The 24,400-nt window shown below is 63.4% G+C and carries 24 protein-coding genes; 16 read left to right on the top strand and 8 right to left on the bottom strand.

Annotated features, from left to right (window positions below; translation table 11 throughout):
* Nucleotides 1-11: 11 nt before the first annotated feature.
* The 6 genes from ACWTU9_RS17520 (at nucleotide 12) to ACWTU9_RS17545 (ending at nucleotide 5,363) form a co-directional block, all read left to right on the top strand.
* Entirely contained in the window at nucleotides 12-503 is a 492-nt protein-coding gene (locus tag ACWTU9_RS17520) for a GFA family protein (protein ID WP_455859368.1), read from the top strand.
* Complete coding sequence (locus ACWTU9_RS17525) at nucleotides 500-976, top strand: GFA family protein (RefSeq protein WP_455859369.1); 477 nt, start codon at nucleotides 500-502, stop codon at nucleotides 974-976. Before ACWTU9_RS17520 ends, ACWTU9_RS17525 begins: the two co-directional genes overlap by 4 nt.
* A gap of 8 nt (nucleotides 977-984) precedes the next feature.
* Entirely contained in the window at nucleotides 985-1,944 is a 960-nt protein-coding gene (pip, locus tag ACWTU9_RS17530) for a prolyl aminopeptidase (RefSeq protein WP_455859370.1), read from the top strand.
* 46 nt (nucleotides 1,945-1,990) lie between these two features.
* Nucleotides 1,991-3,607, top strand: coding sequence for a citramalate synthase (gene cimA, locus ACWTU9_RS17535; RefSeq protein ID WP_455859371.1), 1,617 nt, complete (start codon nucleotides 1,991-1,993; stop codon nucleotides 3,605-3,607).
* Nucleotides 3,608-3,735: 128 nt separating this feature from the next.
* The gene (rarD, locus tag ACWTU9_RS17540) at nucleotides 3,736-4,665 is read left to right on the top strand and encodes an EamA family transporter RarD (RefSeq protein WP_455859372.1); all 930 of its coding nucleotides are present in this window, start codon (nucleotides 3,736-3,738) and stop codon (nucleotides 4,663-4,665) included.
* Nucleotides 4,666-4,676: 11 nt separating this feature from the next.
* Complete coding sequence (locus ACWTU9_RS17545; RefSeq protein ID WP_455859373.1) at nucleotides 4,677-5,363, top strand: glutathione S-transferase family protein; 687 nt, start codon at nucleotides 4,677-4,679, stop codon at nucleotides 5,361-5,363.
* Between the two features lie 93 nt (nucleotides 5,364-5,456).
* Here the strand turns inward: ACWTU9_RS17545 and ACWTU9_RS17550 are convergent, their stop codons facing one another.
* Together ACWTU9_RS17550 and ACWTU9_RS17555 are read right to left on the bottom strand one after the other, a co-directional pair.
* On the bottom strand, nucleotides 5,457-6,455 hold the full coding sequence (locus tag ACWTU9_RS17550; protein ID WP_455859374.1) for a transporter: 999 nt from the start codon (nucleotides 6,453-6,455) through the stop codon (nucleotides 5,457-5,459).
* Between the two features lie 218 nt (nucleotides 6,456-6,673).
* Nucleotides 6,674-6,964: a muconolactone Delta-isomerase family protein gene (locus ACWTU9_RS17555; RefSeq protein WP_455859375.1), complete on the bottom strand. Its 291-nt coding sequence runs from the start codon at nucleotides 6,962-6,964 to the stop codon at nucleotides 6,674-6,676.
* A 111-nt stretch (nucleotides 6,965-7,075) separates the two neighbouring features.
* Here ACWTU9_RS17555 and ACWTU9_RS17560 point away from each other — a divergent pair, with 111 nt between their 5' ends.
* A complete protein-coding gene (locus tag ACWTU9_RS17560) occupies nucleotides 7,076-7,960 on the top strand; it encodes a LysR substrate-binding domain-containing protein (RefSeq protein ID WP_455859376.1) in 885 nt (294 codons plus the stop codon).
* A 30-nt stretch (nucleotides 7,961-7,990) separates the two neighbouring features.
* On the opposite strand, the gene ACWTU9_RS17565 is transcribed toward ACWTU9_RS17560, so the two are convergent.
* Nucleotides 7,991-8,602, bottom strand: coding sequence for an LOG family protein (locus tag ACWTU9_RS17565; RefSeq protein ID WP_181059005.1), 612 nt, complete (start codon nucleotides 8,600-8,602; stop codon nucleotides 7,991-7,993).
* 124 nt (nucleotides 8,603-8,726) lie between these two features.
* Here ACWTU9_RS17565 and ACWTU9_RS17570 point away from each other — a divergent pair, with 124 nt between their 5' ends.
* The 4 genes from ACWTU9_RS17570 (at nucleotide 8,727) to ACWTU9_RS17585 (ending at nucleotide 13,305) form a co-directional block, all read left to right on the top strand.
* A complete protein-coding gene (locus tag ACWTU9_RS17570; protein ID WP_455859377.1) occupies nucleotides 8,727-10,229 on the top strand; it encodes a LysM peptidoglycan-binding domain-containing protein in 1,503 nt (500 codons plus the stop codon).
* A gap of 218 nt (nucleotides 10,230-10,447) precedes the next feature.
* Nucleotides 10,448-10,783, top strand: a complete 336-nt coding sequence (locus ACWTU9_RS17575; protein WP_454577074.1) for an ArsR/SmtB family transcription factor — start codon at nucleotides 10,448-10,450, stop codon at nucleotides 10,781-10,783.
* Between the two features lie 27 nt (nucleotides 10,784-10,810).
* Complete coding sequence (locus ACWTU9_RS17580; protein ID WP_455859378.1) at nucleotides 10,811-12,691, top strand: ABCB family ABC transporter ATP-binding protein/permease; 1,881 nt, start codon at nucleotides 10,811-10,813, stop codon at nucleotides 12,689-12,691.
* A 269-nt stretch (nucleotides 12,692-12,960) separates the two neighbouring features.
* Nucleotides 12,961-13,305: an antibiotic biosynthesis monooxygenase gene (locus ACWTU9_RS17585; protein ID WP_455859379.1), complete on the top strand. Its 345-nt coding sequence runs from the start codon at nucleotides 12,961-12,963 to the stop codon at nucleotides 13,303-13,305.
* A 68-nt stretch (nucleotides 13,306-13,373) separates the two neighbouring features.
* Here the strand turns inward: ACWTU9_RS17585 and ACWTU9_RS17590 are convergent, their stop codons facing one another.
* Nucleotides 13,374-14,264: an SMP-30/gluconolactonase/LRE family protein gene (locus ACWTU9_RS17590; protein ID WP_455859380.1), complete on the bottom strand. Its 891-nt coding sequence runs from the start codon at nucleotides 14,262-14,264 to the stop codon at nucleotides 13,374-13,376.
* Between the two features lie 241 nt (nucleotides 14,265-14,505).
* Here ACWTU9_RS17590 and ACWTU9_RS17595 point away from each other — a divergent pair, with 241 nt between their 5' ends.
* Nucleotides 14,506-15,762, top strand: a complete 1,257-nt coding sequence (locus ACWTU9_RS17595; protein WP_455859381.1) for a DMP19 family protein — start codon at nucleotides 14,506-14,508, stop codon at nucleotides 15,760-15,762.
* A gap of 11 nt (nucleotides 15,763-15,773) precedes the next feature.
* On the opposite strand, the gene ACWTU9_RS17600 is transcribed toward ACWTU9_RS17595, so the two are convergent.
* A complete protein-coding gene (locus tag ACWTU9_RS17600; RefSeq protein WP_455859382.1) occupies nucleotides 15,774-16,457 on the bottom strand; it encodes a lysozyme inhibitor LprI family protein in 684 nt (227 codons plus the stop codon).
* 162 nt (nucleotides 16,458-16,619) lie between these two features.
* Here ACWTU9_RS17600 and ACWTU9_RS17605 point away from each other — a divergent pair, with 162 nt between their 5' ends.
* Nucleotides 16,620-17,408 (top strand): phosphatidylserine decarboxylase, encoded by a 789-nt coding sequence (locus ACWTU9_RS17605; RefSeq protein WP_455859523.1) that lies wholly within the window; start codon nucleotides 16,620-16,622, stop codon nucleotides 17,406-17,408.
* 3 nt (nucleotides 17,409-17,411) lie between these two features.
* The gene (locus ACWTU9_RS17610; RefSeq protein WP_455859383.1) at nucleotides 17,412-18,227 is read left to right on the top strand and encodes a CDP-alcohol phosphatidyltransferase family protein; all 816 of its coding nucleotides are present in this window, start codon (nucleotides 17,412-17,414) and stop codon (nucleotides 18,225-18,227) included.
* 539 nt (nucleotides 18,228-18,766) lie between these two features.
* Here the strand turns inward: ACWTU9_RS17610 and ACWTU9_RS17615 are convergent.
* Both ACWTU9_RS17615 and ACWTU9_RS17620 read right to left on the bottom strand, forming a co-directional pair.
* Nucleotides 18,767-20,989: an AMP-binding protein gene (locus ACWTU9_RS17615; RefSeq protein WP_455859384.1), complete on the bottom strand. Its 2,223-nt coding sequence runs from the start codon at nucleotides 20,987-20,989 to the stop codon at nucleotides 18,767-18,769.
* Nucleotides 20,990-21,157: 168 nt separating this feature from the next.
* Nucleotides 21,158-21,565 (bottom strand): tautomerase family protein, encoded by a 408-nt coding sequence (locus tag ACWTU9_RS17620; RefSeq protein WP_455859385.1) that lies wholly within the window; start codon nucleotides 21,563-21,565, stop codon nucleotides 21,158-21,160.
* Nucleotides 21,566-21,677: 112 nt separating this feature from the next.
* On the opposite strand from ACWTU9_RS17620, the gene ACWTU9_RS17625 reads away from it, so the two are divergent.
* Nucleotides 21,678-22,541, top strand: a complete 864-nt coding sequence (locus tag ACWTU9_RS17625; protein ID WP_455859386.1) for a LysR substrate-binding domain-containing protein — start codon at nucleotides 21,678-21,680, stop codon at nucleotides 22,539-22,541.
* Between the two features lie 134 nt (nucleotides 22,542-22,675).
* On the opposite strand, the gene ACWTU9_RS17630 is transcribed toward ACWTU9_RS17625, so the two are convergent.
* The gene (locus tag ACWTU9_RS17630; RefSeq protein WP_455859387.1) at nucleotides 22,676-23,593 is read right to left on the bottom strand and encodes a DMT family transporter; all 918 of its coding nucleotides are present in this window, start codon (nucleotides 23,591-23,593) and stop codon (nucleotides 22,676-22,678) included.
* Nucleotides 23,594-23,942: 349 nt separating this feature from the next.
* On the opposite strand from ACWTU9_RS17630, the gene ACWTU9_RS17635 reads away from it, so the two are divergent.
* The gene (locus tag ACWTU9_RS17635; protein WP_455859388.1) at nucleotides 23,943-24,374 is read left to right on the top strand and encodes a nuclear transport factor 2 family protein; all 432 of its coding nucleotides are present in this window, start codon (nucleotides 23,943-23,945) and stop codon (nucleotides 24,372-24,374) included.
* Nucleotides 24,375-24,400 lie beyond the last annotated feature (26 nt).

Genomic DNA, 24,400 nt, shown 5'->3' on the forward strand with positions numbered 1-24,400 from the left:
AGTGAGACGCGATGAGCCTCGACAACCGGCCAGTCTATACCGGCGGCTGCCAGTGCGGCGCGGTGCGCTTCCGCGTCGAAGGTACATTAGGCGACGCCTCGATCTGCCACTGCCGCATGTGCCAGAAGGCGTTCGGCGCCTTCTACGCGCCGCTGGTTTCGGTGCGCGGCGCCAAACTCGACTGGACGCGCGGTGAGCCGAAATATTTCGCCTCGTCCAGCCATGTCGACCGTGGTTTTTGCGGCAATTGCGGGACGCCGCTGACCTTCACCGCGCCTGACGGCGTTGGTCTCGCCATTGGAGCGTTCGACAATCCGGCTGACATCGTGCCGCTGATCCAGTGGGGCACGGAGGCAAAACTGCCTTATGTCGATACCATCCCGCAATTGCCAGGCGAGGACACGATGGCCGACATGTCATCGGCTCCTTATCTTGCCGAACTCGTCTCCTACCAGCATCCCGACCACGACACCGAACAATGGCCGCCAGAGGAAAAATCATGACCGATGATATCAGAACCGGCGGCTGCCAGTGCGGCGCCGTGCGCTTCCGCATCAAGGGCAAGCTCGGCCGTCCCTCCATCTGCCATTGCCGCATGTGCCAGAAACAGTTCGGGTCGTTCTTCGGTGCGCTGGTCACCGTGCCCAAGAATGGAGTCGAATGGGTGCGCGAGGAACCGACCTATTTCCAGTCGTCGGTCAACATCGATCGCGGCTTCTGCGCCCGTTGCGGCACGCCGCTGACCTATCGCCAGCCCGGCGCGCTGGAGATCGCCATCGGCGCCTTCGACGACCGCTCCGATCTCGCGCCGCAGATCCAGATCAATTACGCCGCCCGGCTGCCCTGGGTGGAGACGATCTTCGACCAGCCCGTGCATCAGGATCCGGATTTCTATACCCGCCAGGAGCAGATCATCTCCTTCCAGCATCCCGACCACGAAACCACGGACTGGCCGGCGCACGGCCTGCAGATATGAGCAATGAAATGAGCAGTGAACTTCGTACTCTCTATCCTGAGATCGAGGCTTTCGAGTCCGGCATGCTCGATGTCGGCGACGGCCACCAGATCCATTGGGAGCGTTCAGGCACCAAAGGTGCCAAGCCGGCGGTGTTCCTGCATGGCGGTCCCGGCGGCGGCATCTCGCCAAAACATCGGCAGTTGTTCGACCCGAAGCTTTATGATGTCATTCTGTTCGACCAGCGCGGCTGCGGGAAATCGACCCCCAACGCCTCGCTCGACGCCAACACCACCTGGCATCTTGTCGCCGACGTCGAGCGCCTGCGCGAAATGTGCGGCTTCGACAAATGGCTGGTGTTCGGCGGCTCTTGGGGCTCGACGCTTGCGCTCGCCTATGCCGAGACCCACCACGATCGCGTCAGTGAGCTTGTCGTGCGCGGCATCTACACGCTGACCCGCGCCGAACTCGAATGGTATTATCAGTTCGGCGTCTCCGAAATGTTCCCCGACAAATGGGAGCGCTTTCAGAAGCCGATCCCTGAAGCCGAGCGCGGCGACATGATGGCCGCCTACCGCAAGCGCCTGGTGGGGACCGACCGCAAGGCTCAACTCGAAGCAGCTCTTGCCTGGAGCCTGTGGGAAGGCGAGACCATCACGCTGCTGCCGGAGCCCGAAACCAGCGGCAAGTTCGGCGAGGACGATTTCGCCATCGCCTTTGCCCGCATCGAGAACCATTATTTCGTCCATGCCGGCTGGCTGGAGGAGGGACAGCTGCTGCGCGATGCTTGGAAGCTGAAGGACATTCCCGGAACCATCGTCCACGGCCGCTATGACATGCCATGCCCGGCGCATTACGCCTGGGCGCTGCACAAGGCTTGGCCGAAAGCGGATTTTCACCTCATCGAAGGCGCTGGCCATGCCTATTCTGAGCCGGGGATCCTCGACCAGTTGATCAGGGCAACGGACAAGTTCGCGGGAAAGAAATGACATCGGCCTTCGGGCCAGAGGAGGGTGTGCACGCACCCGCGCAGCCATGACAAAGCAACGCCTATATCTCTTCGACACCACCTTGCGCGACGGCCAGCAGACGCCCGGCATCGACTTTTCCGTCGAGGACAAGATCGCGATTGCAAAGCTGCTCGATGAGTTCGGCCTCGACTATGTCGAGGGCGGCTATCCCGGCGCCAATCCGACCGACACCGCCTTCTTCCAGCAGAAGCGGACGGCGCGCGCGAAATTCGTCGCCTTCGGCATGACCAAGCGGGTGGGTGTATCGGCGTCGAACGACCCCGGCCTTGCGGCGCTCGTGCAGTCGAAGTCCGACGCCATCTGCTTCGTCGCCAAGAGCTGGGACTATCATGTCCGCGTCGCGCTCGGCTGCACCAACGAGGAGAACCTCGACGCAATCAAGGCTTCGGTCGAAGCGGCTGTCGCCGCTGGCAAGGAAGCGATGGTCGATTGCGAGCATTTCTTCGACGGCTTCAAGGCCAATCCGGACTATGCGCTGGCCTGCGCCAAGGCCGCCTATGACGCCGGCGCACGCTGGGTGGTGCTGTGCGACACCAATGGCGGTACGCAGCCCTCGGAAGTGCGCGCCGTGGTCGAAAAGGTGATCGCCGCCGCCATTAGGGGCGATCATCTCGGCATCCATGCCCATGACGACACCGGCCAGGCGGTGGCGAATTCCCTTGCTGCCGTCGAAGCTGGCGTGCGCCAGATCCAGGGCACGCTGAACGGCATCGGCGAACGCTGCGGCAACGCCAATCTCGTCTCGATCGTGCCGACGCTGGCACTGAAGCCGGCCTTCGCGGATCGCTTTGAGACGGGTATTTCGGCCGGGGCCCTGACCGGGATATCCAGGCTTTCCCGCGCATTCGACGAATTGCTCAACCGCGCCCCGGAAGCGCAGGCGCCCTATGTCGGCGCCTCGGCCTTCGCCACCAAGGCCGGTATCCATGCCTCGGCACTGGCCAAGGAGCCGGCGACCTATGAGCATGTCGAGCCGCAAGCCGTCGGCAACCGCCGCCGCGTCATGGTCTCCGACCAGGGCGGCAAGGCCAATTTCCTCGCCGAGCTGAAGCGCCGCGGCATCGACGTGCCGAAGGACGATCACCGCCTCGATGCACTGATATCGGTGGTCAAAGAGCGCGAGGCCGAGGGTTATGCCTATGAGGGTGCCGATGCCTCCTTCGAGCTCCTGGCGCGCAAGATGCTGCACGGCCTGCCGGAATTCTTCAACGTCACGTCGTTCCGCTGCATGGTCGAGCGCCGCTTCGACGCCAACGGCCAGCTGAAGACGGTCTCCGAAGCGATCGTCAAGGTCGAGGTCGACGGCGAGGAGAAGATGTCAGTCGCCGAAGGCCACGGCCCGGTCAACGCGCTCGATATTGCACTGCGCAAGGATCTCGGCAAGTTCCAGGGCGAGATCGCCGACATGGAATTGGCCGACTTCAAGGTGCGTATCCTCAATGGCGGCACTGAAGCGATCACAAGGGTGCTGATCGAATCGCATGACGGCACCGGTGCCCGCTGGTGGACGGTCGGGGTGTCGGAAAACATCATCGACGCCTCCTTCCAGGCGCTGATGGATTCGATCGTCTACAAGCTTATGAAGAACCGCGAGATGGCGGGGCTGGTGGCTGCGGAGTAGGCCTTTTTCCTCGCCCGCGCGAGCGGGGGCGACTTGCGCCCCTGCACTTGAACCATCAGCGAAAGTCCATTGATCCATCACAACTTTGCGATGGTCTTGGCCGAGCCGTTGATCCATAGCGTTGCGCCATGGCCACCAACGTACTTGCCCCCGATGCCGACGCCAAAGCCCGCCGCGGTTTCCTGCTGGCGCTGGGGGCCTATCTCTTGTGGGGTATGCTGCCCTTCTACATGAAGGCGGTCGCCCATCTGCCGCTTACCGAGGTGATCGCCCACCGGATCGTCTGGTCGGTTCCGATTGCCGCTGCGGTGCTGGTCTGGGCCGGCCGTACTGCCGACTTCAAGGCGGCGATCCGTTCACCCCGCACCATCGCCATGGCGGCGCTGACGGCGACGCTGATTTCGGTCAATTGGGGCATCTATGTCTGGGCGATCTCGGTCGACCGCACCGTCGAAACCGCACTCGGCTACTACATCAATCCGCTGGTCAGCATCGTCGTCGGCGCGGCTCTGCTTGGCGAGAAGCTCGACCGGCTGCAGATCGCGGCGGTGGCGCTGGCGGCGATCGCGGTCGCGGTGCTGACCGTCGATGCCGGCAAACTGCCCTGGGTGTCGCTGGCATTGGCCTTTTCCTTCGCCGCCTACGGCTTCTTCCGCAAGACGCTGCCGATCGGTCCGAGCCAGGGCTTTCTGCTCGAAATCCTTTTGCTGTCGGTGCCGGCGCTTGGCTACATCGTCTTCCTGATCGCCAACGGCCAGGATCATTTCATCTCCAGCAACGGCACCGACACGGCATTGCTCATCGGCTGCGGACCGGTCACCGCCGTGCCGCTGCTTCTGTTCGCCTTCGGCGCCAAGCTTCTGCGCCTCTCCACCATCGGCATCATGCAGTACATCGCTCCAACCATGGTGTTCCTCATCGCCGTGCTGATTTTCGACGAGCCCTTCGGCACCACGCAGGCGATTGCCTTCGCGCTGATCTGGGCGGCGTTGGCGATGTATTCCTGGTCGATGTTCCGTGGCCGTGAAACCCGGCCCGTGGCGCTGGCCGCGAAATAGGATCTCCTTCGATGTACGTGCTGCACATTGCCAACAAGAACTACTCGTCGTGGTCGCTGCGGCCATGGGTGCTGATGCGGACCCTCGATATTCCGTTCGAGGAGCGGCTGACGCCGTTCCCGACCGGGCCCAGCTTTGATCTCTACCGGTCGTTTTCACCCAGTGGCCGCGTGCCTTGCCTGGTCGATGATGGCTGGGCTGTGTGGGATTCGCTTGCCATCGCCGAATATCTCGCCGAGCGTCACCACGGTGTGTGGCCGGTCGAGGCCAAAGCACGCGCCTGGGCACGTTCGGCCGCCGCCGAAATGCATTCGGGCTTCACCACCTTGCGGGGCGCATGTCCGATGAACTGCGGCGTGCGTATAAAGCCGTTTCCTATGTCTGACGCGCTGAAGCAGGATCTATTCCGGTTGGGAGATCTCTGGAACGATGGCCTTGCTCGGTTCGGCGGGCCATTTCTTGCCGGCGGTCATTTCACCGCCGTCGACGCCTTCTTTGCCCCGGTGGCGTTCCGCGTCCAGTCCTATGGGCTCTCTTTCGAGGGTGCGGCCGCCGCCTATCCCGCGCAATTGCTTGGCCTGCCGGCAATGCAGGAATGGTATGCGGCGGGCCTCGCGGAGACCTGGCGCGAACCGGATCATGAAGCGGAAGTCGCTGCCGCCGGCACCGTCACCGAGGATCTTCGCGCCACGGCGTGATGAGCAATTCCAGGAAAAGTGTGTAGCGGTTTTCCCGGGAAAACCGCGTAGCGCTTTCCCTTGGGAATTGCGTCAAACAAAAGCCAGTCGGTGCTACATCCGCCCGAGCCGCCTGACGAACAGATAGGTCGCCGCCGCGATCACGATCGAAACCGCCGACACCACCCAGAACCCCATCGGCGTGTTGACCAGCGGCAGGCCGCCGACATTCATGCCGAAGAGGCCCGAAATGATGGTCATCGGCAACAGCACCGCCGTCATCACCGACAGCACATAGAGCAGCTGGTTCGACTGCATCGTCAGCTTGGCCATCAGTTCGTCCTGCAGCAGCCTTGTGCGCGCCTGCAACTGCTCGCCGTCGTGATAGAGTGTGTGCGCCCGGTGAGAGAGCCTTGTCGCCATGTCGTTGATAGGGTCAGGCAGCTCATTGCGATGCGAATGGTCGAGATGGCGGAACAGGTTTGTGAGCGTCGCCATCTGCCGATGGATGACCACCAGCTGACGGCGCGCCTCGACCAGCGACTGCCGCTCGCTGTGCCAGGCATCGCGCACGATACGATCCTCGATGCCGTCCAGCGTATCGCCAAGGCCGTGAAGCTCGGCCGCCATGCCGTCGAGCGACTGGCCCATGACCGCCTCGATCAGGTCGGCAGGGGCGCGGAATTTGCGTGAGCCGCTCTCCACCGCCTTGCGAATGAGATCAACCGATTCCAGTGGCTGCTTGCGGGCGCCGATCAGCATTTTTTCGTTGAGGGCAAAGCGGAAATGGCCGAGTCCGCGTGCCTCCGCCGAATAGTCGTGGCGCAGATCCGGCAGGTCGCCATAGAGCCAGTCATCCTCGAGATCGATATGGCAGCCCTGGCTGGCGCCGAGGAAGGCTTCGCGCACTGGCGCGGGCAGCGCCGCCTCGGCGGCGATCTCGCGGCGGGCGCGCAGGTCGGACAGCTGGTAGCTGCGCCAGGTCCATGCAGCCCCGGCGGCGTCCTTGGTGCGCAGCCCGTCGGCGGTGAAATGATAGATGAAGAACAGCCCGTGCTCGTCGGGCAGGTAAGGCGACAGGGGAGTGCCTTCCGCGTTGAGAGCGATGTTCACGGCTCGCCTCGCCAAGTATTAATTTCGACCACGCCGCGCGCGGATGCCCGCTATTCCTAACACGGGCGAGCCGGGTTCTGTGTGACAGTTTCTTGACAGCCGATCACAGTCTGTCGATCAGCTTGCGGCATGCTCCCGGCGTCACGAAGCCTTGCGGTGGATCGTCGCCAGGCAGCCAGCGGCGTCGATTGCCGCCGGCCGCACTTGGCTGGGATCTCTCAGCGCTTGGGCCCAAACCCGGGGTAGGGCGCAAGCGGCACCACTGCGGCGATGTCCATCATCCCGGCTTTGATCAGCGGCAAGGTGGCGAGGTGGCCGCGCACGTCGGCGTCGCTGCCGGCTTCGAACATCATGCCGCTGCCGGGGATATCGCCGCGGTTCCACACCTGGCGCACTGCACCCTCGGCATAGAGCGTGCGGCGCTGTTCGGCTTCGCCGGGCAGCAGCGGCGCGAAATCGGCGTCGCTGAACTTTTCGGTGTTGCGGGTGAGAAGGGCAAAGAACTGCATTTCTGTCTCCTGTGGTTTCGATGCCCAAACTATCGCTGCCGCTGGTCAGACAGTCCAAGACTGATTAGGCTAAAGTTGAGACCCTAAAGGACTTCAGGCTTTGGAGAAAAAATGTTTGACCTGCGCCAGCTCCGCTATTTCGTCGCCGTGGCCGAAGCCGGCACTATCGGCCGTGCCGCGGAACTCCTGCACATCTCGCAGTCGCCGCTGAGCCGCCAGATCATGCAGCTCGAGGCGCAGCTTGGCATCACCCTGTTCGAGCGGGCCAAGCAGCGCGTTCACCTCAATGCCGAAGGCAAGGCCTTTCTTGCCGAGGCGCGGGCGCTGCTTGCCAATGCACGGCGTCTGGAGGAGCTTGGCCGCAACCTTGCCAGCGGCGCTGTCGGGCGGCTCGCCATCGGTTATGTCGAGGGCGCCGTGCATGCCGGCCTTGTCAGCCGGATGCTGCGGCAGTTCCGCCGCGACCGGCCGGATTTTCATCTGCAGTTGAAGAACCAGCGTTCCGCGGTCCAACTCGAGGGGCTACGCCAGCGTTCGCTCGACCTCGGCTTCGTCTACGGCCCGCCCGCTGCCGACGATCCCGATCTTGCCGCCATGCTGGTGAAGCGCGAACCGCTGGTGCTGGCGATGCCGCAAAATGATCCGCTCGCCGCTATCGTCGACATCCGGCCCGAGCATCTCGATGGCCGCGTCTGGATCACGGTGGTGCGCCAGCCCGACGACACCAACCGGGTTCAGTTCCTGGCTGCCTGCGCCAAGGCCGGCTTCGTGCCCGACATTGCCTATGAGACCGCTGATCCCCTGACCTCGCTCGGCCTGGTCAGCGCCGGGCTCGGTCTGGCGACGGTTCAGGCAAGTCTCCAGAGCGCGGCACCCTCAGGGATCTTGTTCCGTGACCTGCCCTGGTTCGAGCGGACCGTCTCGATCCATCTTGCATGGCGACGTCAGGACAAGCGGGCGGTGATTGTGGATTTGAGGGAGGCAGTAGGGAAGTAGGGGATCTTCTAAACATACTCCCTTGCTCCCCTACATCTTATCAATCACCGACTGCACGCCTTCCGTCGGCGCATCGACCGACGAGCCCGCCACCATGATGGCGGCGACGATGGCTTCGGGGTCTTCGACCACCAGCGGCTTGACCCGTTGCGCAGTGTGGATGAAGCCTTCGCTCGACATGTGGTCGAGCAGCGCCAGCATCGGATTCCAGAATCCTTTGACGTTGGCAAAGACGATCGGCTTACGGTGATGGCCGAGCTGACCCCAGGTCATGACCTCGACGATCTCCTCTACCGTGCCGATGCCGCCCGGCAGCGCCACAAAGGCGTCGGATTTTTCGAACATCTTGTGCTTGCGCTCGTGCATGTTGTCGGTGATCAACAACTCGTCGAGCCGGTCAAGCGCGGTTTCGGTCGCCTCCTTGTTGATGAGGAAGCGCGGAATGATGCCCGTTACCTTGCCGCCGGCCTTGAGCGCGCCTTCGGCGACGGCGCCCATAATGCCTTTGGTTCCGCCGCCATAGACCAATCGCAGGCCGGACTTGGCGAGCGAGCGGCCAAGCAGGTGTCCGGCCTTGGCGTAGATTTCATCGCGGCCCGGAGACGAGCCGCAGTAGACGCAGACGGATCGAATCGTGTTCATTCGTGATTGGTGATTGGGTCTGAATGCGGGGTCAAGCCCAGAGGCCGACAAGCCCGGGCTTTTTCTTGTCGGTTCCGGCAAAAAGCGCTAGACCGGCGTTAGGTGGCTAAGGGGTAGGGGAAATATGGCTGTTAATCCTTTGAAGGCGTTTCTGTTCGCGGCGGGTGGGACCGTCGCGGTCGTCGGAACCGCTTATGTGTCGGGCGCACTCGACCCGTATCTCAATCCCACGCCGCCGGCGGAGGTTGCGTCGCTGACGCCGCCGGCTGACAAGCCGGCCGATACAGGGACCGAGGGAAGGCTGCCACCGGCGCCTGCCGCGCCCACCGATGCCAAGGCTACGCCGGCCCCTGCCGATGCAACGGCTCCAGCCACAGAAGCTACTGCACCGGCTGTGGCCGGCCCGGTTGTGCCGAGCTTCGATGTGGTGCGCGTCGAAAGCAACGGCTCGATCGTCGTTGCCGGCAATGCCGCGCCCAATTCCAAGGTCGAGATCCTCAACGGCTCGACAGTGCTCGGCTCGACGGTCGCCGGCCCGGACGGCGCCTTTGTCATCGTCCTCGACGATCCGCTCAAGCCCGGCGACTATACGATTGCGCTGCGCTCAACGACAGGCGATGTCGTTACGCCTTCGGTGCAGACCGCCGTCGTTTCGGTTCCCAAGGACGCCGCCGGCCAGGTGCTGGCGATGGTCGAGGAGCCTGGCAAGCCGGCCGAGCTGTTGACCGTTCCGGCGCCTGAGACCAAGCCTGCGGCACCGGCTGCCGGCGATCAAGCCGCTGCTCCCGCTGCCGAGGCGCCTGCCGCGACCGCACCTGCCGCCCCGGCCGCGGTGGATGCCGCCGCAGCTCCCGCACCGGCGACACCGCCGGCTGCGGCGGTGGCCGAACCGAAAATCGTCGTCGAGGCGGTCGAGATCGACGGCAACAAGATCTTCGTTGCCGGTCTCGCCGATGCTGGCCGCAAGGTGCGCGCCTACGCCAACGATATCCTGCTCGGCGACGCGGTGACGTCGTCGGACGGCCATTTCCTGGTCGAGGCGACGCGCGACATCCCGGTTGGCAGCTACACCATCCATGTCGACGGTCTCGATGCCGACGGCGTGAAGGTGGTTGCCCGCGCCGCCGTACCGTTCGAGCGTGAGCCTGGCGACACGGTCGCCGCGGTGGCACCCGCCGGGACCAAGCCAGCCGAGGCAAAGCCGGCCGCACCGGCTGCTGCCGAAGCGCCGGCCGCTCCCGCACCGGCTCCTGCCGCTCCGGCTGCCAGCGCACCCGCAGTAGCCGAGGCACCGGCGGCCCCGGCAGCGCCCGCTGCCGAGGCTCCGGCTGTCGTTGCGGCAGCAACGCCCGACGTGCCGGAAACGGTGGCGCCGAAACTCGAACATGCCGACGGCGCCGTCATCATCCGCCGCAACGACACGCTGTGGCGGATTTCACGGCGGGTCTACGGTCACGGCGTGCGCTTCTCGACCATCTATCTCGCCAACCAGGACCAGATCAGCGATCCCGACCGCATCTGGCCGGGGCAGGTGTTCAAGGTGCCGGAAAAGTCCAAGGAAGGCGAAGCCGCCGACCTCAAGGCAATGGGCGAGCAAGCGACGACAGCGCCGGGAAAGACGCAGTAGTTAAGTGATTAGCTAATCTCCCCGTGTGGGGGAAATGCCCGGCAGGGAGGAGGGGGCGCGCTGTCCCGCCGGCCTGTCATTGGTGCTCCCACTATCAGCTGGAGTCCGTTTTGCCGATCAGAAAGGTCGTGATCCTTCACGCCCCCTCTGGCCTGCCGGCCATCTACCCATCGGATTAGCTTGCCCCACCCCAGTTCATCGTCTATCGCCGATGAACGATGACACACTCCCTCTCCGAACAAGACCACGCAAACTGCGCACCGCCCGCCAGCCGCGCTGTCGCGGCTCGCTTCGCGGCACTCTCACACCCGGCGCGCATCGAGATCCTGAAACATTTGTCGGCCAGCAAGTCCTGCTGCTGCCGCGAGGTTGTCGACCATCTCGATCTGGCGCAGTCCACCGTTTCCCAGCATTTGAAGATCCTGGTCGAGGCCGGCCTGGTCCGCTTCCAGCCCGACCGGCAGCGCTCGCGCTATGAGGTCGACCGCACAGCGCTCGCAGACGTTTCCGCATCGCTGACCGCGCTCGTTAATTCCTGCTGCTCCGGCCGCTGATCCGCTCTCACCCAAAAGGCAAGAAAAGTGGCAGAAAAAACCGTTTCCGATAGCTCGACCTTCGGCACCTTGCGCAATCTGTGGCCCTATATGTGGCCGGCCGACCGCGCCGATCTCAGGGCACGCGTCACCTGGGCGACGCTGCTTCTTGTCGTTGCCAAGCTGACGCTGGTCGCAGGTCCGTATTTCTTCAAATGGGCGACCGACGCACTGGCCGGCGACGCCAAATCTGCGCCGCCGCTGCCGTCCTTCCTGCTGGCGCCTGTCATGCTGGTCGTCGCCTACAATGTCGTGCGGCTGGTGCAGCTCGGTTTCAACCAGCTGCGCGACGCCCTGTTTGCCCGCGTCGGCCAATATGCCGTGCGCCAGCTCGCCTTCCGCACCTTCGTTCACATGCACCAGCTGTCGCTGCGCTTTCACCTGGAGCGGCGCACCGGCGGCCTGTCGCGCATCATCGAGCGTGGCACCAAGGGCATCGAGACGATCGTGCGCTTCATCATGCTCAACACCGCGCCGACCATTCTCGAATTCGCGCTGACCACCGGCATCTTCGCCTACACCTATGGCTGGAAATATGTGGCCGTTGTGGCGATCACTGTCTGGGTCTATGTCTGGTTCACGGTCCGCGCCAGCGACTGGCGCATCTCGATCCGCCGCGACATGAACGACAGCGACACCGACGCCAATACCAAGGCGATCGACTCGCTGCTCAATTTCGAGACCGTCAAATATTTCAACAACGAGACCATGGAGGCCGAGCGTTTCGACCGGTCGATGGCGCGCTACGAAATGGCCGCCACCAGGATCTGGACCTCGCTCGGCTGGCTTAACTTCGGCCAGGGCATCATCTTCGGCCTCGGCACAGTCATCGTCATGTGCATGTCGGCGCTGGAGGTGCAGGCCGGCACGCAGAGCGTCGGCGATTTCGTCTTCATCAACGCCATGCTGGTTCAGCTATCGGTGCCGCTCAATTTCATAGGCTTCATCTACCGCGAAATCCGCCAGGGCCTGACCGACATCGAGCAGATGTTCGATCTGCTCGACGTGCCGCAGGAGATCGTCGACAAGCCCGGTGCCAAGCCGCTTGCCGTCTCTGCCGGCACGGTCGAGTTCCGCGACGTGCATTTTGCCTATGATCCCAACCGCAAGATCCTCAAGGGCGTCTCCTTCGAGGTGCCGGCCGGCAAGACGGTTGCCATTGTCGGCCCCTCCGGCGCCGGCAAGTCGACCATTTCGCGGCTTTTGTTCCGCTTCTACGACGTCCAGGGCGGCCAGGTGCTGATCGACGGCCAGGATGTCAGGGACGTGACGCAACAGAGCCTGCGCGGCGCGATCGGCATGGTGCCGCAGGACACCGTGCTGTTCAACGACACCATCGCCTACAACATCCGCTACGGCCGAGTCGGCGCCAGCGAAGAGGATGTGCAAAAGGCGGCCGAGCTGGCCCAGATCGGTCCGTTCATCCAACGCCTGCCGGAAGGCTATCGCTCGATGGTCGGCGAGCGCGGCCTGAAGCTGTCGGGCGGCGAAAAACAGCGCGTGGCGATCGCCCGCACCATTTTGAAGGCGCCGCCGATCCTGATGCTCGACGAGGCGACCTCGGCGCTGGACAGCCATACCGAACAGGAAATCCAGGCCGCGCTCGACCTGGTCAGCAAGGGCCGCACCACCATCGTCATTGCCCACCGCCTGTCGACGGTGATCACCGCCGACGAGATCATCGTGCTCAAGGACGGCCAGATCGCCGAACGCGGCACCCATGCCGAGCTGATGCGCCAACACGGCCTCTACGCCTCGATGTGGGACCGCCAGCGCGAAGCGACGGAAGCCGAGGAGAGGCTGCGTATTGCCAGGGAGAGCGATGAGCTGGGGGTTATTGTGAGACGGCGGACGTCGGAGGTGAATTAGCGCAGATAATCTCCCCCCTTGAGGGGGAGAGATCGCCGAAGGCGACAGAGGGGGTCGCGGCGCGTGGAGCGCCGACGCCTTTCGCGGCAGAGACAACGTTGGCGTTCTACGCGAGACGACCCCCTCTGGCCGCTTCGCGGCCATCTCCCCCTCAAGGGGGGAGATTTTCCGCGCTAAAAATTTCCCTCTTGACCTCAACTTAGGTTGAGCCCGCAAACCGTTCCTGAGCCACCGCACAACCATGTGTTCAAGAACGGAGATAGATTGAAATGGATCAACTAAATCAACAGTTTGCCGATGCCGTATTCAGGGTCGACAAATTCATCGTGCCCGCCGAGGCGCGCGAAGAGATCCTTCGCAAGGTCAGGACAACGCATGAATTGCTGCGCCTGCAGCAAGGATTCGTCCAGGATTTCGTGCTCGAGCAGTTCTCCGGTCCTGGCGAATTCAACCTCGTCACCATCGTCGAATGGCAAAACCAGGCGGCCGTCGACAATGTCGTGCCCATCGTCAAGGCGGCGCATGAGCGGGCAGGCTTCAACCCGCAGGAGACCATCGCCCGGCTTGGCGTGAAGGCCGATATCGCCAACTATCAGCGCTTGCCTGAGATGTAGAAGCAATTCCAGGAAAAGTGCGCAGCGGTTTTCCGTCCGGAATTGCGCAAAAAACAAACCAGAGCGGTTCAGACAACTGAACCGCTCTGAGCGGGCCAGCCGACTCCAGGTGCTGGCGCTTCGGCGCTCAGCACCTGACCGGTGCGGGCGTCACTGACCATATGCTCGAAGCCGCGCCATTTGGCGGCGGTGATGAACAGCGTTTTGCCATCCGGGCCGCCGAGCATGCAGGCAAAACAGCCGCGATCGACATCGATCGTCTCCAGCACCTCGCCACCTTCGCGCACCCGCACGCAGCTTTTGTTGGGAACATCCGCATACCAGACAGCGCCTTCGGCATCGAGGCAGATGCCGTCGGGAAAGCCATCGAGATCGGCCCAGACACGGCGGTTGGAAAGCCCGCCATCCTCCGCGATATCGAAAGCGGTCAGCCGGTTGGCATGCGATTCCGCGATGATCAACGTGCTGTTATCCGGCGTCACGGCCATGCCATTGGCGAACGCGATGTTCTCGGCCACTTGCCGGACCTTGCCGTCAGGCGTGATCAGCACGATGGTGCCCGGTCCGAAATGCTCGCCCGGCGCCGGCGCCGGCCCGCCGCCATTGACATAGATATTGCCGCGCCCGTCGACGACGATTTCGTTCCATGGGCTGTTCGACAGCGATCGAAGATCGGCATGAGTAGCCAGCGTTCCATCCACCTCCTGCCGCAACAGCAACCCTTCACGCCCCGAGATGACCAGCAGCCGCCCATCCGGCAGCCAGTCGATCGAATAGGGCAGGACGGCCGGTATTGCGAGCACGACCTCGCTGTTGCCATCGGCATCGACGGCGACAATCTCGCCGGTGCCCCAGTTGCAGACCCACAGCCGCCCATCATGCCAGCGCGGCGACTCGCCGAAAGCGAGTCGGGACGCAACGAGCTTGGTGTTGATGACGACCGATTTCGACGATGGCATTGCTGACCCCTCGCTTTGTCGCCTCGCCGCAACTCATTTATCGCGAAGCGCTTTCCTGCCAAGGACGCGTGAGCCTATGGCGCCCCGACATAACCGTCGATAATTTTGGGCCAACCGTCGTGCGGATGCCTCTGGCAAATTTGATCAGATCGGAGCGCCTTTCATCCTTGCGGACAGCTGATATTGTCGCGTCGGAAGTAACCTCGTCCGCGCAAGCTTGCCGGCTAACAGAGTATTTTCGATGTTCGGTTTCTTTTCCCGCAAATCCAAGAAAACGCCCGGCAAGCCGGCATCAGATTCTGGAAAGCAGTTGGAATTCGGCCTGCCGTTGCCGGTCGTCGTACTTCGCTCGAACGTCGAGAATGCTGATGAAGAGTCCTTTTTTCTCGTCTTCGCTGTCATGCAATTCGTCACAGCGATGGTTTCGAAGGGACTCTATCGTTATCCCGAAATCGACCCGAAGGCGATGCAGGTCCTTCATGCCGACTCGTACTCTTCAGAGGTGAAGAACGGCGGCCATAGTCAATTCATCCACAACGCCGGGCAGGAAATCGGTACCATGATTGCCAACGCACGAGCCGGACTCACTGCTTGCGGCGCAAAGGGCCAACTTGCGACTCTGGAAAAGATGTCCGGCTGGATTGCAGACCATCCCGACGAAGTCGCCGAGCAGACGGGCTTCGAGGGCGGGCGGGATGATTTTCTCGATACACTTGATCATGCTTTCTACGCTGCTGATGAGGCTGCGCCGATGGAGAACCTTTTGGCGCGCTGGATCGCGTCATGGCCTGATCTGCAAGTTGTCGATGATGACGATTATGACGATGCGATCGACCAACTCGTTGCGGCCAACCCCCAGCGTGAAGGTAGGCTGCTTCATGAGTCGGTTAGCAAACTTGTCAGCCAGATGTTGAACCAGCGCGATGTCGGTGCTGGCCTTGCCTGCGCAACGATAGCGCCATCGGAGATCAAGCTCGGACTCGGGATGGCAAGAATGCTGGATGTCGAAGGCGAAAAGCAAATGGTCTTCCATCTGCGTACCAGTGTCGAAGAGCCCCGGTTATGCGCCGCAACGAAGGCACACGTTACAGTTTACGAGTACATCCCCCCTGACGATGCTCCGGTCATACGCCCTGGTGAGAACCTGTTGGGAGCCGGCGCACCGAGGGTCGGGACTCGGCTTGGACGCGCGGAGGAGTCGGAGATTGAAACAGTAATCCAACTGACTGAACAGAATCATGCTCCAGTCGCTATCGACCTTCTGCTGCGCAAGGCCGGCTTCGATCCACTGGGTGCCATAGTCTCAGCTAACTCGGTGGTGCAAACGGCAGAAGGGCCAGTGGTGAATTGGGTGGTGCTGGCGTCTGACCGCACGTTCCTCTCCCTGTCTTCTCCGAATAGCAGCGTGCTCTTACGTGTGGAGGACTACGAAAAGCTCGCCGAAGCTACGAGGCCTGAACTCGACGCGCACTTTGATCGCTCCGCTGCGGCGGGTTAGCGACAGCAAGCCTACGGTTTTTCGCTCAAAAAGAACGTTCCATCGGCATGGCCGTTGGCGCCGCAGGATGGTGGTTCGGTTCTGTCATCCTTGCCGGTGCCGCTCTGCTCGGCGACAAGTGCATCGCCGTCGCGTCGGAAAGTGAAGACAAACCCGGTAGGTTTGTCGTTGTCGTCGGTGTCTTCGAGCCGCAGCGTCTTGCGGTTGGCAACTGTTCCGCCGATTTCACACGACCCGCTTCCCGAAACTGGATTGGAGACCACATCTTCCGAGATCTCGACCTTGTCTCCCCTCGTTGCCTCGATCTCGACGGAGCCACGGACACTGCTCCATGTGCCGACGAGACTGCCGTCCGCCGGCTTACGGATGCCGGCGAGGAAAGTCGCGCGGTCGCGAAGGAATTCACCGAGATCGAAGGTCTGCTGGTCCTTGGGCGTGTTCTCGTTGAAGCCGGCAATCTGGTCGCGATACACGATGAAATCGCTCTGGTCGTCCCGCAGCGCCTTGCCGGCAGGAGCATCGAGCATCTTCAGCAGCGCGGCATAATGCTTCGCTACATCGGCATCGGCTTGTGCCAGAGCCGGGTCGGCGCAAATGGCCTTTTCCGCCACGCTGGCGGCCTTGGCGCAATCGAAGGAAGGCTCGCCTGGGGCCGCTGCATGGGCTGCCAGCAGTGCAGTCAAAACGGCACCCATAGCTGCCGCTCGCGCGGTAGTGTGGTGCGCTTTCCCTGATTTCGGCATCATGGGCAGTCGGCCTTTTCGCCGCGCACTGAGCCAGCGGTGGCTGAATTCTGGCGGCAAAGCCGCCGACAGGCAAGCATGTCGCCGTTGCTGCCGGCCGCGGCCAATGCAGCCATGCCCAATGTTGCGTTGCGACGGCGGAGCCTTTCCGGTATTGAGGCCGGACCTGAAACAGGGACCGCCCCAGCCCATGAGCTCCACCAAATGAGCCTAGTCGACTCGGTCAAGAATGCCTTCGTTCCGATCCATCGCGAGGGCTATCCGTTCATCGCCGCCTTTGGCGCCGGCACGCTGTTCCTCGGCTATTTCTCCTCGGTGCTGTTCTGGGTCGGCCTGATCCTGACCGCATGGTGCGTCTATTTCTTCCGCGATCCCGAGCGCGTCACGCCGGTCGACGACCGGTTGGTGGTCAGCCCCGCCGACGGCATCATCTCGGCGGTCGGGCCGGGGGTGCCGCCGCGCGAGCTCGGCCTCGGCAACACCGAAATGACCCGCATCTCGGTGTTCATGAACGTGTTTTCCTGCCACGTTAACCGCGCCCCCGTGCGCGGCCGTATTTCCAAGATCGAGCACCGGCCAGGCAAGTTCCTCAACGCCGAACTCGACAAGGCAAGTTCGGAAAATGAGCGCAACGGGCTGGTCATCGACAGCCCCAACGGCACCGTGGCCGCAGTGCAGATCGCCGGCCTGGTGGCGCGGCGCATCGTCTGCTGGGCCGAGACCGGCGGCTCGATCGCCATCGGCGAACGGTTCGGCCTGATCCGCTTCGGCTCGCGCGTCGACGTCTTCCTGCCTTCGACCGCCGTGCCGCGTGTCGCCGTCGGCCAGACGGCGATCGGCGGCGAAACCGTGCTCGCGGAATTCGGCGGCATCGCCGCTACCCCACTCGTCAGGATCTCGTAAGCGGTGGGCGCGCCGTTCAAAAAATTCGAGGCTCACGGCAGCGGCGGCCCGCGCATCCGCGAAATCCCGATGCGCATGGTGCTGCCCAATCTGGTCACCGTGCTTGCCATCTGTGCCGGCCTGTCCGGCATCCGCTTCGGCTTCGAAGGCCGCTTCGAGCCGGCAGTGGTGATGGTGCTGCTCGCCGCCTTCCTCGATGGCATAGATGGGCGCCTGGCGCGCATGCTGAAGGCGACATCCAAATTCGGCGCGCAGATGGATTCGCTGGCCGACATCGTCAATTTCGGCGTCGCGCCCGCTTTGGTGCTCTATGCCTTCCTGCTCGACCGCGCAGGATCGCCGGGCTGGATCGCGGTGCTGCTGTTCGCCATCGCCTGCGGCTTAAGGCTCGCGCGCTTCAATGTGCTCGACGAAGACCACGATCGCCCGATCTGGCAGAGCGAATATTTCGTCGGCGTTCCGGCGCCGGCGGGCGCCGTGCTGGTCATGCTGCCGCTTTACCTGTCATTCCTGCACGTTGGCGTTGAGCCCAGCCGTACCGCCGCCTTCGTCGCCAGCGGCTTCACTATCCTGGTCGCCTTCCTGCTGGTCAGCCGGCTGCCAGTCTATTCCGGCAAAAGCCTGAAAGTGCCGGGCGACAAGGTGCTGCCGATCATCCTCGCGGTCGTGCTCTACGTGCTGCTGCTGATGACCTATCCCTGGTACACGCTGACCGCTTCGGTCGCCGGCTATCTCATCTTCCTGCCCTTCAGCGTGCGCGCCTATTCCAAGCGCGCCAAGATCGAGGGCGAGAAGGTGCCGCCTTCGGATATTGGCTGACAGGACCTGCCGCCATTCGCTGCCGGCAGTCACTTGGGCTTTCTGCGCTTGCCGCATGACACCCGAACCCGTCGGAACCTGTCGGCCATGCTGATCGTTATGTCCCTCAGCGGGCGATAGGGATCCGAACGGCGAGGCACGGCCTCGCCCGACGCCTTCGCAGCCAACTTGCATGCGCAGCCAACTTGCATCAGGGCGCAGGACCTGAAGAAAGCGAGGCGAAAATGGCTGTCATTCTCATCGGTGCTTTGCTCACGGTCGCTGGTGTTGTGTACATGGCCGGCGCCGTACTCAGGCGCGGGCGGCTTAGCGATCCAGCGCCCGTTTCCGCGACGCCGGATGCCCCACGCCTAACCTCGCAACGACGGGCCCGACGCTTGAGCCACGGCGGCGTGGGCTCGGATTCCTCGGTCTGTCGCAGAACTGGCCGGGCCTGCTGATGATGGCGGTCGGCGTCATTCTGCTGTTGTCGTGGATGATTCTCTAGAGCTTCGCTCCGCTCCGGGTTCGGTACGAATACTCGACGACGTCCGCAAGCCTCAAGCCGCAGCGCTGAGCCCCAGCTTTTCGATTGCAAGCTTCCGCGTCGAGACATAATCCGTCTTGCCCGAGCCCAGCACCGGAATCTCGCCGACCTTGACGATGTCGTTGGGCACCATCAGTTCGGCGGCGCCCGCCTTCTTGCCAAACTTGCGCAGTTCTTCCGGATCGGCGTCGCCGGCGGTGGTGACCAGCACGATGCGCTCGCCGCGCCTCTTGTCGGGCACTGCCACCGCGGCATGGCGCTCTTCCGGCCATAGTGACTGCACCAGCATCTCGACCGCGCCTAGCGACACCATCTCACCGGCGATCTTGGCGAAGCGTTTAGCGCGGCCGCGAATGGTGATGAAGCCCTCGCGGTCGACCGAGACGATGTCGCCGGTGTCGTGCCAGCCGTCCAGGGGCTGCAATTCACCAGGGCGGTCAGCCGTCATGTAACCCATCATCAAATTCGGCCCGTGGAGCCACAGGCGGCCGGCATCTTCTATGCCTTCGACGGCTTCGAGCTTCATGCGCACCGCCGGCAGCGGTCGCCCGACCGTGCCGTCGCGGCCATGAATGGCAGTGTTGACGGCGACCACGGGGGCGGCCTCGGTCAGCCCGAACCCCTCGATGATCGAGGCATCGAAGCGCTCGCGGTAGACGCGGCGTGTCTCCGGCTTCACCGCCTCGGCACCGGCAACGACGAAACGCAGGCTCGAGAAATCGCCATCCTTGGCGGTGCGGGCATAATTGGCGAGGAACGTGTCAGTGCCGAACATGACCGTCGGCTTCACCTTGCGGGCGATCTCGGGAATGATCTTGTAGTGCAGCGGCGAGGGGTAGAGGAACAGCTTTACCCCGGTCACCAAAGGCAGGATGGTGCCGCCGGTCAAACCGAAAGAGTGAAACACCGGCAGCACGTTGAGCAGGATGTCGGACGGCGAGATGGTGACGCGCGCCTCAGCCTGCATGGCATTGGCGTGAAGATTGCGGTGCGACAGCACCACGGCCTTGGGCGTACCTTCCGAACCCGAGGTGAACAGGATCACCGCCGGCTTGGCCGCGTCCTGCCGCTGCAGCGGAAGGCGCCACAGCACGGCGGCCGCGAGCTTTTCCAGCCCTGTGACGCTTGCGCGCACATCCTCCAGCCACAGCATTTTGGCGCCACCGGCCTCGACTGCGGCGATGATGTCAGCGAGCGCAGCCTTTTCGACAAATGCGCGCGAAGAGATGACGGTGCGGATCACTGCCGTGCGCACGGCGGCGGTGACGCTCGCCGGCCCGGCGGTGTAGTTGATCATCGCAGCCACGCGGCCAGCTGACAGCAGGCCGACAAAGGACAGCACCACGCCATTGGCGTTGGGCAGCAACACCCCGACTGCTTCGCCGGGTGCCGTTATAGCCTCAAAGCGGCGGCCGAGCACGCGCGCGCCGATGAACATTTTTCGATAGCTGAGCGAACCGCTGATCACGTCCTCGATGATCGGATGCGAGGCGCCGGTGCGATCGGCTGCATCGCGCATGGCCAGGAACAGGCCGCGATCGAGGTCGCTGCCGTAGAGCCTGGCCTCGGCGATGCGGTCGAACAACGCATTGGTGTTGGAAGCCTGATCGGGATTGCGCGCCAGCAACTCGGCAATCGTCATCGGCTCCAGCACACTGATCGACAGTTTCGGGAACCAGTGGCGGGGCGGCCGGTCCTTTGGCGTCAAGGACACCGGCAGGTCGCGCGCGCCGGCGACGAAGATCGGCACGATGCGGGCGTCGGCCTGCATGGCGATGCGGGTGACGGCGCGGAAGAGGCGAAATGACTTTACATCAGGCTCGACGTCATCTGGGAGATAGACGGCAAGCCGGCCCTTGCCCTTCAGCACCCTGACCAGCCGCCGGCTGACGAACAGATGCTCGGCGTTGAAGGCGATGGTGCGGCCAAGCTCGCGCCATGGCTCCAGCCAGGGCGAGCGCGCCGAGGCCTCGTCGAGAATGTGCAGCGTGTCGTCGGGCAGCAGCGACAGCATCAGCGCCGGCTCGATGCGCGACTGGTGCGAAACCACATAGATCACCGGCGTCGGCGCACTGCGCGCAATGCGGATGCGCCGGTCCTCGATCCGGTAGGCAAGCTTGAACGGCACGTAGAGCAGCGCCTGGGCGAAGCGCAGGTCGAGGCGAAAGGTCTCGATCGCGCCAATCAGCAGCCAGGCCAGCACGAGGCCTGCAAGCAGCGCCAGTGTCAGGATCATGCCGCGTCTCTCCCAACGTTCCGGTATCGCGGCTCTCCGTCCGCTTCGCAGGAGAGGGTAACGCAATGGGGGGCAAGGTCAATGTAGAGCGTTTTTCCTTCTCCCCGTTCACGGGGAGAAGGTGCCCGAAGGGCGGATGAGGGGGCGGCGCTGCCCTCGTTGGCTTCCTCATGCCGCCTTCAACCGCCCGCTGATGAACCGGAACTCCTGGCTCTTGCCACCATAGCCATAAGCGGCAGCCGGAACTTCGTGCACGAAGGCATAGCTCTCCTTATGCACGCCACCCAGCAGTTGGCCGAAAGCTTTAAAGATCGCCTTCAGATAGGCTTCGAGCTCCAGCTTGGTGTTGGTGCCGTCGACCACCTTGATGTCGAGCCAGAAGGTGTTGGCGCCATGCTCGGCCAGCGACTTGCCGCCGGCGAACCAGTGCTGCGGGTCGACATAGCTGACGGCGACGGCGGTGATCGTCGGGTCCTTGCGCAGATGCGTTGCGGTCAGCTCGGTGATTTCCCTGGCAATCGTCGCGGACAGCTTGGCGTCGGGCTTGCCGGTGACGCTGATGTTGATGATCGGCATTTTTCTCTCCTTTGGTTGAGCGGCGTCTGTTTGCCGTTGAAGAGACCATGTCATGATGGTTGGATCAAAAAAATCGAATTGTTTGGAATAGAAGGTTCTGTATTATCGAAGTATGCAAGCGCTCGAACCCGATCTCCTCAGAACCTTCCTCGCCTTTGTCGATGGCGGCTCGCTGGCCCAGGCCGCGTCCGCTGTCGGCCGCTCGCCTTCCGCGGTGACGGCGCAGATGCAGCGGCTGGAGGAGATCGTCGGCGAACCGCTGCTGCTGGCGCGGGGGCGTGGGCGCGGACTGACACCGGCCGGCGAGGATCTGGTCGGCCATGCCCGTCGCATCCTTGCCGTCCACAGCGAGGCCTGGCTGGCGCTGAAGGGCGCACGCGCCGCCGGCCGTGTCGCCATCGGCACGACGCAGGATTTCGCCGATAGCGGTCTGCCGGAGCTGCTCAGGGCCTTTGCAACCAGCCATCCGCGCGTCAGGATCGAATTGCGCGTCGGTCGCTCGGCTGAGCTTGGCGAGGCGCTGCAGGCCGGTCAGCTCGATCTGGCCATCATCATGCGCAAAACGCCCGCCAATGACGAAGTCGGGCTGTTCAGTGAGCCGATGCTGTGGCTGTGCTCGCAAAAGGGACTGGCCGCGCGAGAGGAAGAGCTGCCGCTGGCACTCCTCGATCCCTATTGCGGTTTTCGCGAGGCCGCACTTGCGGCGCTCGATGCCGCCGGCCGCCGCTATCGCATCGCCGCCGGCAGCGCCAGCCTTGCCGGCTTGCGCACCGCGGTCAACGCCGGCATCGCGCTGACCTTGCGCACCGCCCGCTTCGCTCATTCCGGCATCGTCGAAGCGCCGCGCGACCTCGGCCTGCCGCCGGTGCCGACGGCACAATTCGCCATAAGGCTCGGTCAGGGCGCCGACCGGCCGGCACGCGATCTTGTCGCCTTGCTGAGCGACAACCTCGCCTTGCCGGGCGCTCCGAGCTGATTTGCAAAGAAAAAGCCGACCTTACGGTCGGCTTTAAGGAGGACGGGTCGAGGGGTTTGGGGGGACTTGGGGGGTGACCCGTCGATGCCATAATGCGTGACTTGGATGATGGTTCCGTGACTTGCAAAATAATTTTACGAACGCCCCGATTTTGCCTTCAGCCAGTCGCGTCCGGCATGGGCGAAAACCGCGCAAAGCACGATAGCGCCGCCGATAATGCTGGCCGCGGGCGGGATTTCGCCGAGGAACAGCAAGGCAAACAGGATGGCGAAGGGCACTTCGGCCGAGCCGAGCAGGCCGGACTCGGCTGCCGGAATGAGCCGCGAGCCTTCTGTCCACAGGATCGAGGCCAGCGCGAAGGAGCAGCCGAAGGCGGCAAGCAGCACGGCGTCGCGCGCAGACACCGCCAGCGGGTCGGTGACGAACCAGCCAAAGACGAACAGCAGGAACGCCGATACCGCGCCCGCCCATACAACGGGCGTGTCGCGGAAGGCGCGCACCATGATCATGTAGAACGCGCTGCCGGCGGTCATCAGCAAAGCCAGCCCGTCGCCGAAGAGATGACCCGTGCCGAAGCCGGAGCCGACCATGATGGCCACACCGCACAGCGATACTGCGGCGGCAACAAGCGTCTGCACTCGGAACGGCTCGCGCACCAGCACAAAGGCAAGCAGCGCGGTGATGAAGGGCGCTGTGGCGTAGATGACGGCGACATTGGCGACATAGGTGAACTTGAACGCCGAGATGAAGGCGATGCTGGCCGCCGCACCCTCGACCGCCAGCAACCAGCCGCGCCAGCCAAGCCGCAAGCTTTCCCGTCCACCGGAGCGGCGCCTGCGCCACAGCACATAGAAGGTGATCAGGATTGAGCCGACAAAGCCGCGCCAGCAGGTGATGGTCAGCGGGTCGGCATGGATCGATTTGGTCAGCACGCCAGTGAGCGCGAAGGCGACGGCCGAGGCCGACACCAGGATGATGCCAAGCGTGCGCTCGGCGGCGATGCTGGCCGTGTGATGCATGAGCGTGTCGGGCTCGCCGGGAGAATCCGTCATGTCACCAGACTAAGCTTGCGATCCTGACACCTTGCCGTCAGGAGGGTGTCATCATTCCATGGCACAGCCAACACGCCTCTGCGCCAGCTTCGGGCTTGCGTTGGGGCAGGGGCCGGCGGCCCGCATTCACCTGAGGCTTACAAAGGGCTTGCACGACCAAAAGCCACTTAGCAGTGGTCGCTGACGCTATTACGCGAGGAGGCGAACGCGCAGGTTAGGCGTCTTGCAATGCTGGACGGCCATAGCCCAATCAGGTAATTTTGAGGCTCGCGGATTGATCGGCGTGGCTCACCCCGGCGCGGACTACGGAGAGGGCGCGCTGATGCATGTGCTGCATCCGGGAGTTTCGATGACTGAAGTGATCGATCGACTGGTGACGGCGATGAACGCGCATGATCTCGACGCCGTCACCGCTCTTATCCATGAGAACTATCGGAGCGTACAGCCGGCGCACCCGGGCAGAGCCTTCGTCGGGCGCGACCAGATGCGCGCCAACTGGGAGGCCATGTTCACCGGAATACCTGACTTCCACGCAACGGTTACGCGCTCGGTCCAAGACGGTGACACGACCTGGATCGAATGGCATTGGTCAGGTACTCGCCGCGACGGGCAACCCTTTGAGGTGCGCGGGGTCACGCTGTTCGAGATCATCGACGGTCAGATTGCGGCCGGGCGACTGTATCTGGAGGACGTCGAGCGGCAGGTCGTCGGCATCGAAGACGCGGTTGAAGCCCTCTCCGGGCGCCGTCCGCCAACGGCCGGCAGTGGAACCGGTTCTTGACCTTACCACCGCGCCGCGGCGGAGAC

The sequence above is a fragment of the Mesorhizobium sp. 128a genome (assembly GCF_053848025.1).

Excerpts from the sequence above, each read along its gene's own strand:
- ACWTU9_RS17565 (WP_181059005.1), bottom strand. The coding sequence starts at position 8,602 with ATGAACACGATTCGATCCGTCTGCGTCTACTGCGGCTCGTCTCCGGGC.
- pip (WP_455859370.1), top strand. The coding sequence starts at position 985 with ATGAGCAGTGAACTTCGTACTCTCTATCCTGAGATCGAGGCTTTCGAG.
- ACWTU9_RS17595 (WP_455859381.1), top strand. The coding sequence starts at position 14,506 with ATGTTCGGTTTCTTTTCCCGCAAATCCAAGAAAACGCCCGGCAAGCCG.
- ACWTU9_RS17620 (WP_455859385.1), bottom strand. The coding sequence starts at position 21,565 with ATGCCGATCATCAACATCAGCGTCACCGGCAAGCCCGACGCCAAGCTG.
- cimA (WP_455859371.1), top strand. The coding sequence starts at position 1,991 with ATGACAAAGCAACGCCTATATCTCTTCGACACCACCTTGCGCGACGGC.
- ACWTU9_RS17545 (WP_455859373.1), top strand. The coding sequence starts at position 4,677 with ATGTACGTGCTGCACATTGCCAACAAGAACTACTCGTCGTGGTCGCTG.
- ACWTU9_RS17560 (WP_455859376.1), top strand. The coding sequence starts at position 7,076 with ATGTTTGACCTGCGCCAGCTCCGCTATTTCGTCGCCGTGGCCGAAGCC.
- ACWTU9_RS17635 (WP_455859388.1), top strand. The coding sequence starts at position 23,943 with ATGACTGAAGTGATCGATCGACTGGTGACGGCGATGAACGCGCATGAT.
- ACWTU9_RS17520 (WP_455859368.1), top strand. The coding sequence starts at position 12 with ATGAGCCTCGACAACCGGCCAGTCTATACCGGCGGCTGCCAGTGCGGC.
- ACWTU9_RS17590 (WP_455859380.1), bottom strand. The coding sequence starts at position 14,264 with ATGCCATCGTCGAAATCGGTCGTCATCAACACCAAGCTCGTTGCGTCC.
- ACWTU9_RS17525 (WP_455859369.1), top strand. The coding sequence starts at position 500 with ATGACCGATGATATCAGAACCGGCGGCTGCCAGTGCGGCGCCGTGCGC.
- ACWTU9_RS17605 (WP_455859523.1), top strand. The coding sequence starts at position 16,620 with ATGCCCAATGTTGCGTTGCGACGGCGGAGCCTTTCCGGTATTGAGGCC.
- ACWTU9_RS17630 (WP_455859387.1), bottom strand. The coding sequence starts at position 23,593 with ATGACGGATTCTCCCGGCGAGCCCGACACGCTCATGCATCACACGGCC.
- ACWTU9_RS17600 (WP_455859382.1), bottom strand. The coding sequence starts at position 16,457 with ATGGGTGCCGTTTTGACTGCACTGCTGGCAGCCCATGCAGCGGCCCCA.
- ACWTU9_RS17555 (WP_455859375.1), bottom strand. The coding sequence starts at position 6,964 with ATGCAGTTCTTTGCCCTTCTCACCCGCAACACCGAAAAGTTCAGCGAC.
- ACWTU9_RS17575 (WP_454577074.1), top strand. The coding sequence starts at position 10,448 with ATGACACACTCCCTCTCCGAACAAGACCACGCAAACTGCGCACCGCCC.
- ACWTU9_RS17615 (WP_455859384.1), bottom strand. The coding sequence starts at position 20,989 with ATGATCCTGACACTGGCGCTGCTTGCAGGCCTCGTGCTGGCCTGGCTG.
- ACWTU9_RS17570 (WP_455859377.1), top strand. The coding sequence starts at position 8,727 with ATGGCTGTTAATCCTTTGAAGGCGTTTCTGTTCGCGGCGGGTGGGACC.
- ACWTU9_RS17585 (WP_455859379.1), top strand. The coding sequence starts at position 12,961 with ATGGATCAACTAAATCAACAGTTTGCCGATGCCGTATTCAGGGTCGAC.
- ACWTU9_RS17625 (WP_455859386.1), top strand. The coding sequence starts at position 21,678 with ATGCAAGCGCTCGAACCCGATCTCCTCAGAACCTTCCTCGCCTTTGTC.
- rarD (WP_455859372.1), top strand. The coding sequence starts at position 3,736 with ATGGCCACCAACGTACTTGCCCCCGATGCCGACGCCAAAGCCCGCCGC.